This is a genomic window from Usitatibacter rugosus (assembly GCF_013003965.1).
GTDB lineage: Bacteria > Pseudomonadota > Gammaproteobacteria > Burkholderiales > Usitatibacteraceae > Usitatibacter > Usitatibacter rugosus.
In genome coordinates this window covers 3,023,929-3,037,952 of the sequence record NZ_CP053069.1, presented here as the reverse complement: position 1 = coordinate 3,037,952, position 14,024 = coordinate 3,023,929, and the positions used below count along the sequence as shown (strand labels likewise).

Genomic DNA, 14,024 nt, shown 5'->3' with positions numbered 1-14,024 from the left:
CCCGCATGAGCGTCATCCGCCGCGCCTCGCGCGCCGTCCGTGTCGCCGACAAGGTGATCGGCGGCGACGCGCCCATCCTCGTGCAGTCCATGACCAACACGGACACCGAGGACGCCAAAGCCACCGCCGAGCAGGTCGCCGCCCTCGCGCGCGCCGGCAGCGAGATCGTGCGCATCACCGTGAACACGATCGAAGCCGGCCGCCAGGTGCCGGAGATCCGCAAGCGCTTGGACGCGATGGGCGTGAAGGTCCCGCTCGTCGGCGACTTCCACTTCAACGGCCACAAGATCCTCGCCCAGGCGCCCGAGTGCGCGGTGGTGCTCGACAAGTACCGCATCAACCCGGGCAACGTCGGCCACGGCACGCGGCGCGACGAGCAGTTCTCCGCGATGATCGAGAAGGCCATCGAGCACAAGAAGCCCGTGCGCATCGGCGTGAACTGGGGCTCGCTCGATCCGGAGCTGCTCGCCCGCCTGATGGACGAGAACGGCAAGCTCGCCCGACCGCTGGAAGCCGATGCCGTGATGCGGGAGGCGCTCGTCGTCTCCGCGCTCGAGAGCGCCGCGCAAGCCGTGAAGTGGGGCCTGCCCGCCGAGAACATCATCCTGTCGTGCAAGGTCTCCGCGGTGCAGGACCTCATCAAGGTCTACCGGGACCTCGCCACCCGCTGCGACTACGCGCTGCACCTGGGCCTCACCGAAGCGGGCATGGGCTCCAAGGGCATCGTCGCCTCGACGGCCGCGATGGGCGTGCTGCTGCAGCAAGGCATCGGCGACACGATCCGCGTCTCGCTCACGCCGGAGCCGAACGGCGACCGCACCAAGGAAGTCATCGTCGCGCAGGAGATCCTGCAGACGATGGGCCTGCGCTCGTTCACGCCGATGGTGACCGCATGCCCCGGCTGCGGCCGCACGACGAGCACGTATTTCCAGGAACTCGCCGAGCGCATCCAGACCTACCTGCGCGAGCAGATGCCGGTGTGGAAAGCGAAGCACCCCGGCGTCGAGGACATGCACGTGGCCGTGATGGGCTGCGTCGTGAACGGCCCGGGCGAATCGAAGCTGGCCGACATCGGCATCTCGCTGCCGGGCTCGGGCGAGAAGCCCGTGGCGCCGGTGTTCGTCGACGGCGAGCGCTCGGTCACGCTGAAGGGCGATCGCATCGCCGAGGAATTCCAGGCGCTCGTCGAGGAGTACGTGCGCACCCGCTACGCGGCCGGCGCCGACCGCAAGCCCGCCCAACGCAAGAAGACCATCGCGATCCAGGCCGTCGACTCATGAGCGAGAAACTGCAGGCGATCCGCGGCATGGAAGACGTGCTGCCGGATGCGTCCCCGCTTTGGGAAAAGCTCGAGGACGCGTGCCGCGACGTCTTCCGCCAGTACGGCTACGTGTACATGCGCACGCCCGTGGTGGAGTTCACGCCGCTCTTCGTACGCTCGATCGGCGAGGTGACGGACATCGTGGGCAAGGAGATGTACACCTTCCCCGACCGCAACGGCGAGAGCATGACGCTGCGCCCCGAAGCCACCGCCGGCATCGTGCGCGCGGCGATCGAGCACAACTTCCTCTACAACGGGCCCATGCGCGTGTGGACCTCGGGCCCGATGTTCCGCTACGAGAAGCCGCAGAAGGGCCGCCAGCGCGAGTTCTACCAGTACGACGTGGAGGCCCTCGGCTTCGAAGGCCCGGACGTGGACGCGGAGCAGATCGTGATGCTGGGCAGGCTCTGGAAAGCGCTCGGGATCGGACCGGTCTCGCTGCACGTGAATTCGATCGGCGATGCGTCCGACCGCAAGGCGCACCGCGAGAAGCTCGTCGCGTACTTCACGAAGCACGAGAGCGAGCTGGACGAGGATTCGAAGAAGCGCCTGCACGCCAACCCGCTGCGCATCCTCGATTCGAAGAACCCTGCCATGCAGTCGATGATCGACGGCGCGCCGAAGCTCGCCGCGGATCTCGGCGAGCCTGCCGCCAAGCATTTCGAGGGCCTGCAGCGGCTGCTGAAGGAGTCGGGCCTGGAGTTCACCGTGAACCCGCGCCTCGTGCGGGGCATGGACTACTACAATCGCACCGTGTTCGAGTGGGTCTCCGACAAGATCGGCGCGCAATCGACCATCGCGGGCGGCGGCCGGTACGATGGCCTGTTCGAGCAGCTGGGCGGCAAGCCCACGCCGGCCACCGGCTTCGGCATGGGCATGGAGCGCGTGCTGCTGGTCATGCAGGCGCACGGCATCGCGGCAAAGGCCGAGCCGGACGTGTTCGTCGTCCACTCGGGCGAGGCGGCGACCACCGCCGCGTGGAAGCTTGCCGAGTGGCTGCGCGACGGCGGCCGCTCGGTGGTGATGGGCAACGGTGCGAGCTTCAAGTCGCAGATGAAGAAGGCGGACGCCTCGGGCGCCCGCTTCGCGGCAATCCTCGGTGACGACGAAGTCGGCGCCGGGAAGGTAACGCTGAAAGCGCTGCGGGCCGAAGAGCCCCAGGCGCTCGTGACGCGCGAGGCCTTCCTCGCGCGCGTATCCGAATAACAGACGCGCAAAGACGAAAGAAGACCATGTCCGGACAGTACGATCTCGAGGAACAGGAACGCATCGCCGAGCTGAAGGCCTGGTGGGAAGACAACCGCTGGTTCGTGATCGGCGCCATCGTGGCCGCGATCGTGGCGTTCGGCGGCTGGAAAGGCTGGAACCACTACAAGCGCACCTCCGCCGAGGACGCCTCGCTCATGTTCACGCCGGTCGCCGATGCGGTGAAGGCGAAGGACACCAAGGCGCTCGACACGGGCGCGCAGGCGCTGATGGCGAAGCATCCGGGATCCTTCCGCGCTTCCGAGGCCGCGCTCTACTCCGCCAAGGCCGCCTTCGACGCGGGCAAGAACGCCGAAGCGCGCGAGAAGCTCGAGTGGGTGGTGAAGAACGGGCCGAAGGAGCTGCAGGGTGTCGCGCGCCTTCGCCTGGCCGCCGTCCTCATGGACGAGAAGAAATATCCCGAAGCCCTCACCGTGCTCGACCAGAACAAGGACGAGGCCTTCGTGGCGCTCGTGGCCGACCTTCGCGGCGACGTGATGCTCTCGCAGGGCCGCCTGGACGAGGCGCGCGCCTCGTACAAGCTCGCCATCGAGAAGGCCGAGCCGCGCAACCCGGTGAAGCAGGTCGCCGAGGTGAAGCTGAACGCCCTCGGAGGGGCCCAATGAGTCGCGCCGCGCTCGCCGCACGCATCGCGGGCTGCGCGATCACGCTGGGCCTCGCAGGCTGCGGGGTCTTCGGCATCGGCGGCGGCGACGCTCCGAAGCCCACGCCGCTGACACCCATCGAGTCCACGGTCGCGATGAAGGCCGCATGGACCACGCCGGTCGGCAAGGCGCTCGGCTTCTCGTTCACGCCGGAGATCGAGGGCGGGCGCGTGTACGCCGCCGCGGCCGACGGCGGCATCACGATGATCGAGGAAGACACCGGCAAGGTCGTGGGCCGCATCGACGCCAAGCGCCCGATCTCGGGCGGCCTCGCGGTCGAGGAGAGCAAGGTCATCGTGGGCACGAGCAAGGGCGACGTCATCGCCTTCGATCCCACGGGCAAGACCGTGTGGACCACGAACGTGACGAGCGAGGTGATCGCCCCCGCGTCGGTCTCGAAGAAGACCGCGGTGATCCGCACCGCCGACGGCCGCATCGTCGGCATCAACCTCGACGACGGCAAGCGCAAGTGGGTCTACCAGCGCCCGATGCCGGTGCTGATGCTGCGCTCGGACACGGGCGTGCAGGCCATCGGCAACGACGTCCTCGCCGGCTACCCCGGCGGCAAGCTGATCGCGCTCGACATCGACACGGGCCAGCTCACGTGGGAAGTCACGGTGTCGCTGCCGAAGGGCGCCACGGAGCTGGAGCGCATCGCCGATATCTCGGGCGTGCCGGTGGTCGACGGCGCGCGCGTGTGCGCGGCCGCGTTCCAGGGCAAGGTCGCGTGCTTCGAGATCCAGACGCGCAACATGGTCTGGTCGCGCGACATCTGGAGCTCGAAGGGCCTCGCCGTGGACGGCAAGAACATCTACATCGCCGACGACACGGGCAACGTCCACGCGCTGGACAAGAACACCGGCGCCAGCCTGTGGAAGCAGGACAAGCTCCTCTATCGCCGCCTCACGGCTCCGCTCATCGTGGCCGGGCGTGTCGCGGTCGGGGACATCCAGGGCTTCGTGCACGTGCTGTCCGTGGAGGACGGCAAGTTCATCGGTCGCATCGCCACCGACGGCAGCCCCATCCGCACCATGATCCCGGCTCCGGGCGGCATCGTCGTGCAAACCGCGAACGGCTCGGTCGTAGCCATCCGGTTCTAGCTTGAAGCCGACCGTCGTCCTCGTCGGCAGGCCGAACGTCGGGAAGTCGACGCTGTTCAACCGCCTCACGCGCTCCCGCGACGCGCTGGTGGCGGATCTCCCCGGCCTCACGCGCGACCGCCACTACGGCCAGGGCCGCCTGGGCGAGAAGCCCTTCATCGTCGTGGACACCGGCGGCTTCGAGCCGGTCGCGAAGGAAGGCCTCCTCTCCGAGATGGCGCGCCAGGCGCGTGAAGCGATCGCCGAGGCCGACGTCATCGTGTTCCTCGTCGACGGCCGCGCGGGCCTCGCCCCGCAGGACAAGCGCATCGCGACCATGCTGCGCAAGGAAGCCAAGGCGCCCGTGTACCTCGCGGTCAACAAGGCCGAAGGCATGCGCGAGGCGATGGTCACCGCGGAATTCCACGAGCTGGCCCTCGGAGATCCGATCGCGATCTCCGCCGAGCACGGCGAGGGTGTCCGCCAGCTGATCGAGGACGCGCTCGCGAAATTCCCCGAGCCCGAGGAAGACGAAGAGATCCCCGACCATCCGCGCGTGGCCATCGTGGGACGGCCGAACGTCGGCAAGTCCACGCTCGTGAACCGCCTGCTGGGTGAAGAACGCGTGATCGCGTTCGACCAGCCCGGTACGACGCGCGACTCCATCGAGATCGAGCTCGAGAAGGACGGCAAGCTCTACACGCTGATCGACACCGCCGGCATCCGGAAGCGCGGCAAGGTGTGGGAGGCCGTGGAGAAGTTCTCGGTCATCAAGACGCTGCAGGCGATCGAGCGCGCCAACGTGGTGATCCTCGTCGTGGATGCGGACCAGGACATCGGTGAGCAGGACGCCCACATCGGCGGCTACATCCTCGAAGCGGGCCGCGCGCTGGTGGTGGCGGTGAACAAGGTGGACGCGATCGACAGCGACAAGCGCAAGGACATCGCGACCGACCTCGAGCGCAAGCTCCACTTCCTCGATTTCGCGGAGTTCCACAAGATCTCGGCTCGCCATGGCACTGGCATCAAGAAGATGCTGGAGGGCGTGGACGGCGCTTTCGCCGCGGCCATGGCCAAGCTATCCACCCCGAAGTTGACGCGCGCGCTCATGGCCGCCGTGCAGGCGCAGCAGCCCCCGATGGCCGGCCGCATCCGCCCGAAGCTGCGCTACGCACACCAGGGTGGGTCCAATCCGCCCATCGTGGTGATCCATGGCAGCGCCACGGACCATATCAAGGCCACCTACAAGCGCTACCTCGAAGGCATCTTCATCAAGACCTTCAAGCTGAAGGGAACGCCGCTGCGGGTCGAATTACGCTCGGGAGCGAACCCCTACGCGGGGAAGAAAGCCCAGGTGCTCACTGTTAGCCAGGAGCGCGCAAAGCGTAAAAACCGCATCTACTCCAAGAAGAAGTACGGGAACTAGCCGTAAGAGGGGGGGTCGGACCGGGGTGGTATGATGCTTGCTCGATGCCTTTTGCATCGGGCAGTCGCAGAAAACCCGCAATCCCAAGGGGCAAACAATGAGCAACAAAGGGCAACTCCTCCAAGACCCGTTCCTCAACACGCTGCGCAAGGAACATGTCCCGGTTTCCATCTACCTGGTGAATGGCATCAAGCTCCAGGGCCAGATCGAATCGTTCGACCAGTACGTCGTGCTCCTCAAGAACACCGTGACCCAGATGGTCTACAAGCACGCCATCTCCACGGTGGTCCCGGCGCGACCCGTGTCGGTCCCACTTGACCACTCGCAAGACGCCTGACCGCACCCCGAAAGGGGCTGATCCGCGCGCTACGGCCGTCCTCGTTTCCCTGGAGTTCGGGAAGCGGGACGCCACTGCTCGTGCGGAGGAAGCGGCACGCCTGGTGGAAACGCTCGGCGCCCGAGTGGGCGAGGTCGTCACCGGCAAGCGGGATCGTCCCGATCCGGCCACCTTCGCCGGCTCCGGCAAAGTCGACCAGATCCGCGACGCGCTTCGCCTCCACAACTCTCAAACAGCGGTCTTCGACCAAGCCCTCTCGGCCGCGCAGGTGCGCAACCTCGAGCGCGCGCTGGGCGAGGGCTGGAAGCCGGTGCGCGTGTACGACCGCACCGAGCTCATCCTCGAGATCTTCGCCTCGCGTGCCCGCTCCCACGAGGGCAAGCTGCAGGTCGAGCTCGCGCGCCTGGAGCACCAGTCCACGCGCCTCATCAAGGGCTGGTCCCACCTGGAAAGGCAGCGCGGCGGCCTCGGCAAGACCGGCGGCCCGGGCGAGAAGCAGCTCGAGCTGGACCGCCGCCTGATCGGCGAGCGCGTCAAGAAGCTGAAGGAGCGCATCGCCAAGGTGGTGCGGACTCGCGAAACGCAACGCTCGGGGCGGCATCGCTCGGGCATGCTTCGGGTCTCCATCGTGGGCTACACCAACGCCGGCAAGTCCACGCTCTTCAACCGCCTCACCAAGGGCGAGACGCTGGTGGCCGACAAGCTGTTCGCGACTCTCGATACCACGACGCGCCGCCTGTGGCTTGCAAACGACGCGACCGCCGCCATCTCCGATACCGTGGGCTTCATCCAGGATCTTCCGCACTCCCTCGTGGCCGCGTTCCGCGCGACGCTGGAGGAGGCCGTGCAGGCCGACGTGCTGCTGCACGTGGTCGACGCGGCCGATCCCCTTCGCGACGAGCGCATCAGCTCGGTGAACGAGGTGCTGGAAGAGATCGGCGCGGGCGAAGTCCCGCAGATCCTGGTGTACAACCAGATCGACCGGGTGCCCGGCCTGGAGCCGGAAATCGTCCGCGATGCTCATGGTAAGATATTGAATATCAAGGCAAGTGCGGCAACCGGGCAGGGCGTCCCACTGGTACGGGAAGCGCTCCTCGAGCTCGCCGCCACCGGCGGAAGCCCACTCGCTTCCGCCGCCTGAAAAACCCCTCGCTTCCGGAATATCCATGCCGCCGAACGAGCCCCCGTGGGGCAAGAAGAACAACGAAGGTCCGCCCGACCTCGATGAAATCCTGAGGAAGATCCAGCAGAAGTTCGCGGGTCTCTTCGGCGGACGACGCACGCCTGCCGGCGGCCCTCCCTCCGGCCTCAACGGCAACGCCATGTTCGGCGGGACGCTCATCTTCATCGTCCTGCTGATCATCGCCGTGTGGCTCGCGAGCGGCTTCTACATCGTGGACGAAGGCCGCCGCGGCGTCGTGCTGCGCCTGGGCAAGTACCTCGAGACCACGATGCCCGGCCCGCGCTGGCACGTTCCCTATCCGGTCGAAGCCGTGGAGGTCGTCAACGTCTCCGAGGTGAACACCGTCGAGGTCGGCTACCGCGGCAACCCCAAGAACAAGCAGCCGCAGGAAGCGCTGATGCTCACGGACGACGAGAACATCGTCGACGTGCAGTTCGCCATCCAGTACACGCTGAAGAGCCCCGAGGACTACCTCTTCAACAACAACCGCCCGAAGGACAACGTGCTCCAGGCCGCCGAGACCGCGATTCGCGAGGTGGTCGGCAAGAGCAAGATGGACTTCGTGCTGAACCAGGGCCGCAGCGAAGTCGCCGCCCGCGTGAAGGTCTTGATGCAGCAGATCCTCGACCGGTACAAGACCGGCATCAACGTCACCACCGTGTCGCTGCAGAGCGTGCAGGCCCCCGAGCAGGTGCAGGCGTCGTTCGACGATGCCGTGCGTGCCGGCCAGGACCGCGAGCGCTTCAAGAACGAAGGCCAGGCGTACGCCAACGACGTGGTGCCCAAGGCCCGTGGTGTTGCCGCGCGCCTCTTCGAGGAAGCGGCCGGCTACAAGCAGCAAGCCGTCGCGACCGCACAGGGCGACAGCGCGCGCTTCAAGAGCGTGCTCTCCGAGTACGAGAAGGCTCCCGCGGTCACGCGCGAGCGCATGTACATCGAGACCCTGCAGCAGGTCCTCACCAACACGAGCAAGGTGATCATCGACCAGAAGGCGGGTAACAACCTGCTTTACCTGCCGCTCGATCGCCTGATGCAGATCACGGGGCCGACCTCGTCGTCCACCGAAACGCTGCCCAAGACCAGCGCCACCGAGCCGGCCGTGGTGCCGGCGCCGGTGGTGCCCGAGCCGTCGCGCCGCGAAGGCATTCGCAGCCGTGACCGGGAGGGGGGACGATGAAACGCTCCACCGCATTCGTCGCCATGGGCGCCATCATCGTGGCGCTCGCGCTCGCGATGAGCCTCTACACGGTCGACCAGCGCAAGGCCGCCATCAAGTTCCAGCTGGGTGAAGTGGTCTCCGTGATCACCGATCCGGGCCTGTACTTCATGGTCCCGGTGCTGCAGAACGTGCGCATGTACGACACGCGCATCCAGACGCTCGATTCGCGCGACGCCGAACGCTTCCTCACGTCCGAGAACAAGAACGTGCTGGTCGATTCCTTCGTGAAGTGGCGCGTGATCGACGTGCGCCAGTTCTATGTGTCGGTGCGTGGCGATCCGATCGCCGCCGAGGCACGCATCTCGCAGACGGTGAACGATGCGCTGCGGGCGGAATTCGCCAAGCGCACCGTGCACGAGGTGGTCTCGGGACAGCGCGAAAGCATCATGAGCACCGTCGCCGACAAGGTCGACAAGGACGTGAAAGGGATCGGCGTCGAGGTCGTGGATGTGCGCCTCAAGCGCGTGGACCTCGTGCCGGAGATCTCCTCGGACGTGTATCGCCGCATGGAGTCGGAGCGGAAGCGCGTCGCCAACGAGCTTCGCGCCACCGGACAAGCCGAAGGCGAGAAGATCAAGGCCGAGGCCGACCGCCAGCGCCAGGTGATCGTGGCCGAGGCGTATCGCGATGCCCAGCGCGTGAAGGGCGAGGGCGACGCGCTCGCCGCCCGCATCTACTCCGAGGCCTACGGCAAGAACCCGGAGTTCTACAGCTTCTATCGCAGCCTCGACGCCTACCGCCAGACGCTTCGCTCGAAGAGCGACGTGATGGTCCTCGACCCCAGCTCGGACTTCTTCAAGTACCTCAAGAATCCCGGCCGCGGCAAGTGACCGAAGTCCTGTTCGCGGCCTTTGCACTCATGCTCGTGCTGGAAGGACTCCTGCCGTTCGCCTTCCCCAAGGTATGGCGCGAGGCCTTCAAGCGCTTCACGGAGATGTCCGACGGGCAGATCCGCTTCGCGGGCCTCACGTCGATGCTCGTGGGGCTGATCCTCTTCCTGCTGGTGTGGTGACCATGCGCCGCTGGCTCCTTCCGGAACACATCGAGGACGTCCTGCCCGCCGAGGCGCGGGTGATCGAGCGGCTGCGCCGCGCGATCCTGGATCTCTTCGAGCGCCACGGCTACGAGCTGGTCGCGCCCCCGATGCTGGAGTACGTCGAGTCGCTGCTCTCCGGCACCGGCAAGGACCTCGACCTCGCCACGTTCAAGCTCGTCGACCGGCTCTCGGGCCGCATGATGGGCGTTCGCGCCGACCACACGCCGCAGGTCGCGCGCATCGATGCGCACCTGCTGAATCGCCAGGGCGTGGCGCGCCTCTGCTACTGCGGCAGCGTGCTGCACACGGTGCCCGCGGGCATGACCCGCACGCGCGAGCCGCTGCAGATCGGCGCCGAGCTTTACGGCCACGCCGGCCTCGAAGCCGACGTGGAGATCGTGCGGCTGATGATCGACTCGCTGAAGGCCGCGGGTGTGGACACGGTGCACGTCGACCTCGGCAACCCCGCGATCTACCGCGCGATGGCCGCGGACCTCACCGTGGATCCGGAAAGTGCCGAGTCGCTCTTCCACGCGGTGCAACAGAAGAACGCTGTGGAGGCGGGCCCGCTCGCGGTGCTCACGGGCCTGCACGGCGGAACCGAGACGATCGACCGTGCCCGGAAGGACTTGCCCAGCAAGCCCGCGATCCGCGAGGCGCTGGATTCGCTCGCGAAGCTCGCGGCCGCGGTGGCCGGGCCCGGCGTGGAGGTCTCGGTGGACCTCTCCGAGCTGGGCGGCTTCAACTACGAGAGCGGGCTGGTGTTCGCGGCCTTCGCGGAAGGCTCGCCGGAGGCGCTGGCGCGCGGCGGCCGCTACGACGAGGTCGGAGCCTCCTTCGGGAGATCGCGGCCGGCGACGGGATTCACGATGGACCTGCGGCAGCTCGCCGCGCGTTCGAAGGGCAATGGGCGGCGCGCGGCAATCCTCGCGCCGCTGGGCGAGGATAAAGCGCTGCGCGACGAGATCGCACGGCTGCGGGCGGCAGGCGAAGTGGTGATCGTCGACCTGCCAGGACATGAAGATTCTGCGAACGAGCTCGGCTGCGACCGCAGGCTCGAAAGGAAAGACGGGAAATGGCGCGTAACGTAGTCGTGATCGGCACCCAGTGGGGTGACGAGGGCAAGGGGAAGATCGTCGACTGGCTCACGGATTACACCGCGGGCGTCGTGCGCTTCCAGGGCGGGCACAACGCCGGGCACACGCTGGTGGTCAATGGCGTGAAGACGGTGCTGCGGCTCATTCCTTCCGGCATCCTCCACCCGCAGGTGAAGTGCTTCATCGGCAACGGGGTCGTCATCTCGCCCGAGGCGCTGGTGCAGGAGATCGGCGAGCTGGAGAAGGCGGGCGTGGACGTCGTCTCGCGCCTTCGCGTCTCCGAGTCCGCGCCGCTCATCCTCGCGTACCACGTGGCGCTCGACCAGGCGCGCGAGCGCGCGAAGGGCGAAGCGAAGATCGGCACCACCGGCCGCGGCATCGGCCCCGCGTATGAAGACAAGGTGGCCCGCCGCGCCATCCGCGTGCAGGACCTCTATGCCCGCGAGCGCTTCGCCGCCAAGCTGGGCGAGGTGCTCGACTATCACAACTTCGTCCTGAAGAACTACTTCAAGGCCGACATCGTCGACTTCCAGAAGACGCTCGACGACACGCTCGCGTTCGCCGAGCGCCTGCGGCCGATGATCGCGGACGTGTCAGGTGAAGTGAACGCGCTGATCCGCGAAGGCAAGTCGCTGCTGTTCGAAGGCGCGCAGGCTGCGCTGCTCGACGTGGACCACGGGACGTATCCGTACGTGACGTCGTCGAACACCGTCGCAGGGCAGGCGAGTGCCGGCGCCGGAGTCGGTCCGCAGCAGCTTCACTACGTGCTCGGCGTTGCGAAGGCGTACGCCACGCGAGTGGGCTCGGGTCCGTTCCCGACGGAGCTCGAAGACGAGACGGCCGAGCACCTGCGCACGCGCGGCAACGAATATGGCTCGGTCACGGGCCGCCCGCGGCGCTGCGGCTGGTTCGACGTGGCGGCGCTCAAGCGCGCCGTGCAGCTGAACGGCGTTTCGGGCCTGTGCATCACCAAGCTCGACGTGCTGGACGGGTTGGACAAGATTCGCATCGCCACGGGCTACAAGCTCGCCGGCGGCGGCACGCGCGACATCCTGCCCTCGGGCGCCGAGGCGCTCGCGATCTGCGAGCCGGTGTACGAGGAGCATCCGGGCTGGAAGGAGAGCACGCTCGGCGTGAAGCGCTTCCAGGACCTGCCGAAGAACGCGCAGTCGTACATGAAGCGGCTGGAAGAGCTCTCGGGCGCACCGGTCGCGTTGATCTCCACGGGACCCGATCGCGAAGAGACGATCGTGCTGAAGCACCCGTTTGAAGGCTAGCGTTTTCCCGGAGGCGCGCGCAGACGCGAGAGGTCGAGCGTCGTATCGAGCTTGGCGACCGGAACGAAACCGGTCTCGGGCTGCTGCCCGATCTTCCCTGTCGCCGTTGCCGCGGCCGGCGGCGGGACCGTCACCGTGGATTCGTTCGAGCGTCCCACGCTGAACGCCACCACGCTCGCCACCGTCACCAGGCCCGCGATCGCCACGGGGCTCAACGAGCGGCGAGGGGCGAGCCGACGCTCTTCCGCGAGGATGCCCGCCTGGGCCTGCTGGCCCGCCTTCGCGGCCGCACGGGCCTGCTCGGCTTCCGCCCGCTTCGCTTCCGCATCGGTGCGCGCGCGCAGGGCTTCGGCCTCGCGGGCGAGGGCCTGCGACTTCTCGATGGCGGCGGCCTCGGCGGCACGCTCGGCTTCGGCGCGCTCGAGGGCCTTCTCTTCCGCGCGCTTCTCCTCGGCGATCTTCGCTTCGGAAGCCATCACGAATGCGGCTTCCACGGCGGCGACTTCCTTCGCTGCGATGCGGCCAGCTTCCTCAGCATCCGCCCGGGCGCGGGCGACGTTGGCGAGCTCCTGCTCCGCGGCGGCTTGCGCTTCGAGCGCGCGGACCTTCTCGCGATCGGCGGCGGCGCGCTCGTCCAACGCATGCGCTTCACCGGACTGCGCGCGCTGCAGCGCCTGGGCTTGCTCGGCCGCTTCGCGCGCGACGGATGCGGCTTCGAGCGCGGCGGACTGCGCGCGCGTTTCCTCGGCGATGCGGACTTCGGTCGCCTTGGCGAGCGCGGCGTCCGAGGCGACGAGCTTCACGCTCGCGGCGCGGGCGGATTCTTCCGCGTCGGCGCGCTTGCGTGCGGCGCCTGCGAGCTCCCGCTCCGCGGCCGCTTGCGCTTCGAAGGCTGATGCTTTCTCGCGATCCGCGGCAGCACGTGCTTCGATGGCAGCCGATTCCTCGGCGCTCGATCGTTGCGCAGCGGAGGCTCGTTCCGCCGCGGCGCGTGCGGTGGCAGCGGCTTCCAGCGCGTGCGCCTTGGCGCGCTCTTCGGCTGCGATGCGCTCCGCGGTCGTTTTGCCGAGCAATGCATCGGCCTGCGAGCGCTCGAGGGCTTTCGCGGCCGCGAGCTTCTCTTCGGCGAGCTTCGATTCGGCGGCCTTGGCCAGCGCGGCTTCGGCGGCAGCGCGTTCCGCGCTGGCGATGCGGGCGGATTCCTCCGCAGTGGCGCGAGCTTGCGCGGCTTGGGCGAGATCGCGTTCCGCCTGGGCTTGCGCTTCCAGCGCCTTGGCGCGGGAGCGATCTTCAGCGGACTGTGCCTCGGCCTTCTGCGTGGCGAGGCGCGCGGTTTCGGTGGACCTGGAGGCGGCCTCCGCGGCCTTGCGAGCGGCCTCGGTCGCCTCGCGGGATGCCGTGGCGGCCTCTTGCGCCGCGGCCTCCGACTTGCGGGCGGCATCGCGGGCTTCGAGCGAGCGGGATTCCGCCAGCGTCTCGGCTTTCGCCTTGTCGCGGGCTGCCGCGGATTCCGCCGCGAAAGCTTTCACGCGGTCGCGCTCGACCGCGGCGTTGGATTCCGCGATGCGCGCTTCCTCGAGCTTGGCCTGCTCCACGCGGCGGGCTGCAGCTTCGGCTTCGCGAGCCGCCTCGGTGGCCGCAAGCGCGGCATCGGCAGCCTGCTTGGCCGCGGCAACCCGCGCTTCGGTGGCTTCGGCCTGGGCGCGTGAGGCTTCGGCCTGGGCGCGCGAGGCTTCGGCGAGCGCGCGGGATGCGGCGGCCGCATCGGATTCCGCCTTGGCGCGCTGCCGGGAAGCTTCCGCGGCGGCCAGGGCTTCAGCAGCGGCTTGTTTTTCCGCTTCCGCGGCGCGCAGGTTCGCGGCCGCTTCTTCGCGCACACGCGCGGCGATGCGGGAGTCTTCCTCGATGGATTGCTTCGAACGTTCGGATGCGGCCTGGGCCGCGGCGGCGCGAGAGGCGTCGGTGGAAAGCGCGTCGTCCAGCTGCTTCAGGCGCGCGCTGATTTCCTCATTCCGGGCGACCGGCCCCTTTGGGGCGGCCGGAGCCTCAGGCGGATGCTCCTTACCCTGCTCGAGAAGCTTCTTTCGAGCCAGGGCCGCCTTGATGAGTTGTTCGTGAAGTTTGCTCAATAAGCCCCAC

13 protein-coding genes are annotated in these 14,024 nt (G+C 67.9%); 12 read left to right on the top strand and 1 reads right to left on the bottom strand.

Annotation, left to right across the window (positions count from 1 at the left end; genetic code table 11):
• Window positions 1-5 precede the first annotated feature (5 nt).
• From ispG to DSM104443_RS14245, 12 genes are all read left to right on the top strand, one after another.
• Window positions 6-1,280 (top strand): flavodoxin-dependent (E)-4-hydroxy-3-methylbut-2-enyl-diphosphate synthase, encoded by a 1,275-nt coding sequence (gene ispG / locus DSM104443_RS14300; protein ID WP_171093334.1) that lies wholly within the window; start codon window positions 6-8, stop codon window positions 1,278-1,280.
• Window positions 1,277-2,527: a histidine--tRNA ligase gene (hisS, locus tag DSM104443_RS14295; RefSeq protein WP_171093332.1), complete on the top strand. Its 1,251-nt coding sequence runs from the start codon at window positions 1,277-1,279 to the stop codon at window positions 2,525-2,527. The genes ispG and hisS overlap by 4 nt, the downstream gene beginning before the upstream one ends.
• 26 nt (window positions 2,528-2,553) lie before the next feature.
• Window positions 2,554-3,192: a YfgM family protein gene (locus DSM104443_RS14290; RefSeq protein ID WP_171093330.1), complete on the top strand. Its 639-nt coding sequence runs from the start codon at window positions 2,554-2,556 to the stop codon at window positions 3,190-3,192.
• A complete protein-coding gene (gene bamB, locus DSM104443_RS14285; RefSeq protein ID WP_171093328.1) occupies window positions 3,189-4,331 on the top strand; it encodes an outer membrane protein assembly factor BamB in 1,143 nt (380 codons plus the stop codon). The genes DSM104443_RS14290 and bamB overlap by 4 nt, the downstream gene beginning before the upstream one ends.
• Window position 4,332: 1 nt before the next feature.
• On the top strand, window positions 4,333-5,736 hold the full coding sequence (der, locus tag DSM104443_RS14280; protein WP_171093326.1) for a ribosome biogenesis GTPase Der: 1,404 nt from the start codon (window positions 4,333-4,335) through the stop codon (window positions 5,734-5,736).
• A 97-nt stretch (window positions 5,737-5,833) separates the two neighbouring features.
• Window positions 5,834-6,073 carry an RNA chaperone Hfq gene (gene hfq, locus DSM104443_RS14275; RefSeq protein ID WP_076020565.1) on the top strand — a complete coding sequence of 80 codons (240 nt, stop codon included), beginning with the start codon at window positions 5,834-5,836 and terminating at the stop codon, window positions 6,071-6,073.
• Window positions 6,051-7,214 (top strand): GTPase HflX, encoded by a 1,164-nt coding sequence (gene hflX, locus DSM104443_RS14270; protein ID WP_246232261.1) that lies wholly within the window; start codon window positions 6,051-6,053, stop codon window positions 7,212-7,214. The genes hfq and hflX overlap by 23 nt, the downstream gene beginning before the upstream one ends.
• Window positions 7,215-7,239: 25 nt before the next feature.
• A complete protein-coding gene (gene hflK, locus DSM104443_RS14265; RefSeq protein ID WP_171093324.1) occupies window positions 7,240-8,433 on the top strand; it encodes an FtsH protease activity modulator HflK in 1,194 nt (397 codons plus the stop codon).
• Entirely contained in the window at window positions 8,430-9,305 is an 876-nt protein-coding gene (gene hflC, locus DSM104443_RS14260; RefSeq protein ID WP_171093322.1) for a protease modulator HflC, read from the top strand. Before hflK ends, hflC begins: the two co-directional genes overlap by 4 nt.
• Window positions 9,302-9,487, top strand: a complete 186-nt coding sequence (locus tag DSM104443_RS14255) for a DUF2065 domain-containing protein (protein WP_281359530.1) — start codon at window positions 9,302-9,304, stop codon at window positions 9,485-9,487. Before hflC ends, DSM104443_RS14255 begins: the two co-directional genes overlap by 4 nt.
• A 2-nt stretch (window positions 9,488-9,489) precedes the next feature.
• Complete coding sequence (locus tag DSM104443_RS14250; RefSeq protein ID WP_171093321.1) at window positions 9,490-10,602, top strand: ATP phosphoribosyltransferase regulatory subunit; 1,113 nt, start codon at window positions 9,490-9,492, stop codon at window positions 10,600-10,602.
• The gene (locus DSM104443_RS14245; protein WP_171093319.1) at window positions 10,587-11,885 is read left to right on the top strand and encodes an adenylosuccinate synthase; all 1,299 of its coding nucleotides are present in this window, start codon (window positions 10,587-10,589) and stop codon (window positions 11,883-11,885) included. Before DSM104443_RS14250 ends, DSM104443_RS14245 begins: the two co-directional genes overlap by 16 nt.
• Here DSM104443_RS14245 and DSM104443_RS14240 read toward each other — a convergent pair.
• Window positions 11,882-14,014 carry a hypothetical protein gene (locus tag DSM104443_RS14240; RefSeq protein WP_171093315.1) on the bottom strand — a complete coding sequence of 711 codons (2,133 nt, stop codon included), beginning with the start codon at window positions 14,012-14,014 and terminating at the stop codon, window positions 11,882-11,884. The two genes, DSM104443_RS14245 and DSM104443_RS14240, sit on opposite strands and share 4 nt — an antisense overlap.
• Window positions 14,015-14,024: the final 10 nt, after the last annotated feature.

Excerpts from the sequence above, each read along its gene's own strand:
- hisS (WP_171093332.1), top strand. The coding sequence starts at position 1,277 with ATGAGCGAGAAACTGCAGGCGATCCGCGGCATGGAAGACGTGCTGCCG.
- hflC (WP_171093322.1), top strand. The coding sequence starts at position 8,430 with ATGAAACGCTCCACCGCATTCGTCGCCATGGGCGCCATCATCGTGGCG.
- DSM104443_RS14245 (WP_171093319.1), top strand. The coding sequence starts at position 10,587 with ATGGCGCGTAACGTAGTCGTGATCGGCACCCAGTGGGGTGACGAGGGC.
- DSM104443_RS14290 (WP_171093330.1), top strand. The coding sequence starts at position 2,554 with ATGTCCGGACAGTACGATCTCGAGGAACAGGAACGCATCGCCGAGCTG.
- ispG (WP_171093334.1), top strand. The coding sequence starts at position 6 with ATGAGCGTCATCCGCCGCGCCTCGCGCGCCGTCCGTGTCGCCGACAAG.
- hfq (WP_076020565.1), top strand. The coding sequence starts at position 5,834 with ATGAGCAACAAAGGGCAACTCCTCCAAGACCCGTTCCTCAACACGCTG.
- hflK (WP_171093324.1), top strand. The coding sequence starts at position 7,240 with ATGCCGCCGAACGAGCCCCCGTGGGGCAAGAAGAACAACGAAGGTCCG.
- bamB (WP_171093328.1), top strand. The coding sequence starts at position 3,189 with ATGAGTCGCGCCGCGCTCGCCGCACGCATCGCGGGCTGCGCGATCACG.
- DSM104443_RS14250 (WP_171093321.1), top strand. The coding sequence starts at position 9,490 with ATGCGCCGCTGGCTCCTTCCGGAACACATCGAGGACGTCCTGCCCGCC.